The organism is Adlercreutzia sp. CNCM I-6215, assembly GCF_977072315.1.
On the sequence record NZ_CDRVMA010000034.1, the window covers coordinates 1 to 2,594 of the forward strand.

Here is a 2,594-nt window from a genome sequence, read left to right on the forward strand (position 1 = left end):
TTGCCTCCTGCGCGCTTGTCCGATGATGATTCCGCGCGTCGCCGATACTCATTCCACGCGTTGCCGATAGCCTAAGGCTCTTTCCTCCTCCACTTCCTTTCCTAGAATTCACCTGGGTGCCAAAAGGGCGCCTATGGCCATCTAGGGAAAGGAAAGAAGAATGGTCAAGTACAGAGAAATCCTCCGATTGATCGCGATGGGGGTGAGCCAGGAAAGCGTCGCCTTCTCTTGCGGCTGCGCGCAATCGACCGTCTCGGACGTTATCCGAGCGGCACGAGCGCGCGGCCTTTCCTGGCCGCTCCCGGAGGAGATGGACGATGCGGCGATCCGGTCCGTTATCTACCCGAAGAGGAGCCGCAAGGCCACGGACAAGGCCGCCATCGACTTCGAGCATGTGGCCCGGGAGCTTGGACGGCGCGGCATGACGCTGTCGCTTCTGTGGAACGAGTACTGCGATTCCGCCGTGTCGCGGGGCGAGGAGCCCTACATGTACTCGGCCTTCTGCAGGGAGTACAGGAAGTGGGCGCAGGCCCACGACATCCGCATGCGCATCGACCACAGGCCGGCCGAGACCATCCAGGTGGACTGGGTCGGGGACACGGCGGAAGTGGTCGATCCCGATACGGGCGAACTTCTGAGGGTCTACGTGTTCGCGGGATGCCTGCCCTACTCCAACTACCTGTTCGCCGAGGGATTCTACAGAACCGACGAGCAGGCCTGGATCGACGCCCATGCCCATATGTTCTCCTTCTTCGGCGGCGCGACCCCCGTTCTCGTGCCGGACAACTGCAAGACCGCGGTGTCCAAGAACACCAAAGAGGCGCTCATCGTCAACGAGCAGTACCGCCGCATGAGCGAGCACTACGGGTGCGCCGTCGTGCCCGCCAGGGTCAGAAGGCCCAGGGACAAGGCGAGCGTGGAGATGGGAGTCGGCCTCATCGAGCGCCAGGCCATGCTCGCGCTGAGGGGAAGGCGGTTCATGTCCCTCGGCGAGTTCAACTCGGCCCTTGCGGACCAGGTCGCCGCCATCAACTCGCGCCCCTTCCAAAGGCGCGAGGGCAGCAGGGAGAGCGTATTCCTCGCCCAGGAAAAACCGCTGCTCATCCCGCTGCCGGCGACTCCCTACGAGATGACGGCCCGCAAGGAGGTCACCGTCAATTTTAACTACCACGTGTGCTTCGACGGCTGCTGGTACTCGGTTCCGTTCGAATTCGTGAAGCGCACGGTCGCCGTGGTCGCGACGGCGAGGACCGTGTCGGTGATGGCGGACGGCACGCGGATCGCCATGCACGAGCGCGCTCACCGCAAGGGCGAGTACCGCACCAACCCCGACCACATGCCGGATGCCCACAGGGACTACGCCGAATGGGACGGCGCGCGGTTCAGGTCGTGGGCCGAGAGCATCGGGGAGGCCACCGCGCGGGCGATCGGGGCCATCCTGTCGTCGCGCAGGATCGAGCAGCAGTCGTACCGCTCGTGCCGCGCCGTGCTCGCCCTGGAGAAGACCTATGGAGGGGAGCTTTTGGAGGAAGCGTGCCAAAAGGCCCTTCTCAGGACGCAGAGGCCCAGCTACAAGACTATAAAGGGCGTAATAGCGGCACTTGCCCGGGAAGTCGGGCGCACCGACGAGGCGGCAGGCGCCTATCTGAGGGGCCAGGACTACTACCGAAAGATCGAGAGCGCAGGCGCCGACAACGGCGAGAAAGGCGGACGATGATGGCGAGCCAATCGACTATGGACAAGCTGCACGACATGAGGCTGTCGGTGATGGCCCGGGCCTATCGCGACCAAGAAGAGCTTCCCGCGGCATCAGGATTGAGCTTCGACGAGCGCCTCGCCATGATCGTCGACGCCGAATGGGACTCGCGCAGGACCAACAAGCGCCTTCGGCACCTGAGGCAGGCGGGCTTTCCCGAGCAGGATGCGAATATCGCCGATGTCCGCTACGATGACGACCGAAAACTCGACCGCGCCCAGATGGTCGAGCTGTCCAACTGCTCGTGGATCGCGAGCAGGCGCAACATCATCGTCACAGGGGCGAGCGGAGCCGGCAAGACCTGGATATCCAACGCCCTTGGAGTGGCTGCCTGCAACGCGTTCTACACCGTGCGCTACACCAGGCTGCCGGAGCTGCTGGACGAGCTCACCGTCTTCAAAGACGAGGAATGGCTCAAGCAGCGCAAGAAGTACATCAAGTGCGATCTGCTGATCATCGACGATTGGCTGCTGGAGCAGGTCAAGCCAAATGAGGCCAGGGAGATTATGGAGGTAATCGAGGCGAGGGACAGGACCGGATCGCTCATCCTGTGCTCGCAGTTCCCGCCGTCGGCATGGCACGCGAACCTGGGCAACGGGGCCATTGCCGACGCCGTCATCGACCGCGTGGTGTGCAAGTCCTACACCATCCACATTGCAGGCGAGGAATCTATGCGCAAGCGGATGAGAGGAATGGAATAGGAGCAAACCGACGAAGAGCGGGAGGGGTCGAAACGGCCCCTCCCGATTATCGGCGCTGCATGGAACAGGCATCGGCGCTGTGGACATACATCATCGGCGTAGCGTGGAACAGTCACCGCTCAGGCGTACCGTACGCA

At 63.0% G+C, this 2,594-nt stretch carries 2 protein-coding genes; both read left to right on the forward strand.

Annotated elements, in window-relative coordinates; genetic code table 11:
• The first annotated feature begins 196 nt into the window (after positions 1-196).
• On the forward strand, positions 197-1,717 hold the full coding sequence (istA, locus tag ACW4LP_RS12275; RefSeq protein ID WP_241520769.1) for an IS21 family transposase: 1,521 nt from the start codon (positions 197-199) through the stop codon (positions 1,715-1,717).
• A complete protein-coding gene (istB, locus tag ACW4LP_RS12280; protein ID WP_231699553.1) occupies positions 1,717-2,457 on the forward strand; it encodes an IS21-like element helper ATPase IstB in 741 nt (246 codons plus the stop codon). Before istA ends, istB begins: the two co-directional genes overlap by 1 nt.
• Positions 2,458-2,594 lie beyond the last annotated feature (137 nt).

Excerpts from the sequence above, each read along its gene's own strand:
- istA (WP_241520769.1), top strand. The coding sequence starts at position 197 with ATGGGGGTGAGCCAGGAAAGCGTCGCCTTCTCTTGCGGCTGCGCGCAA.
- istB (WP_231699553.1), top strand. The coding sequence starts at position 1,717 with ATGGCGAGCCAATCGACTATGGACAAGCTGCACGACATGAGGCTGTCG.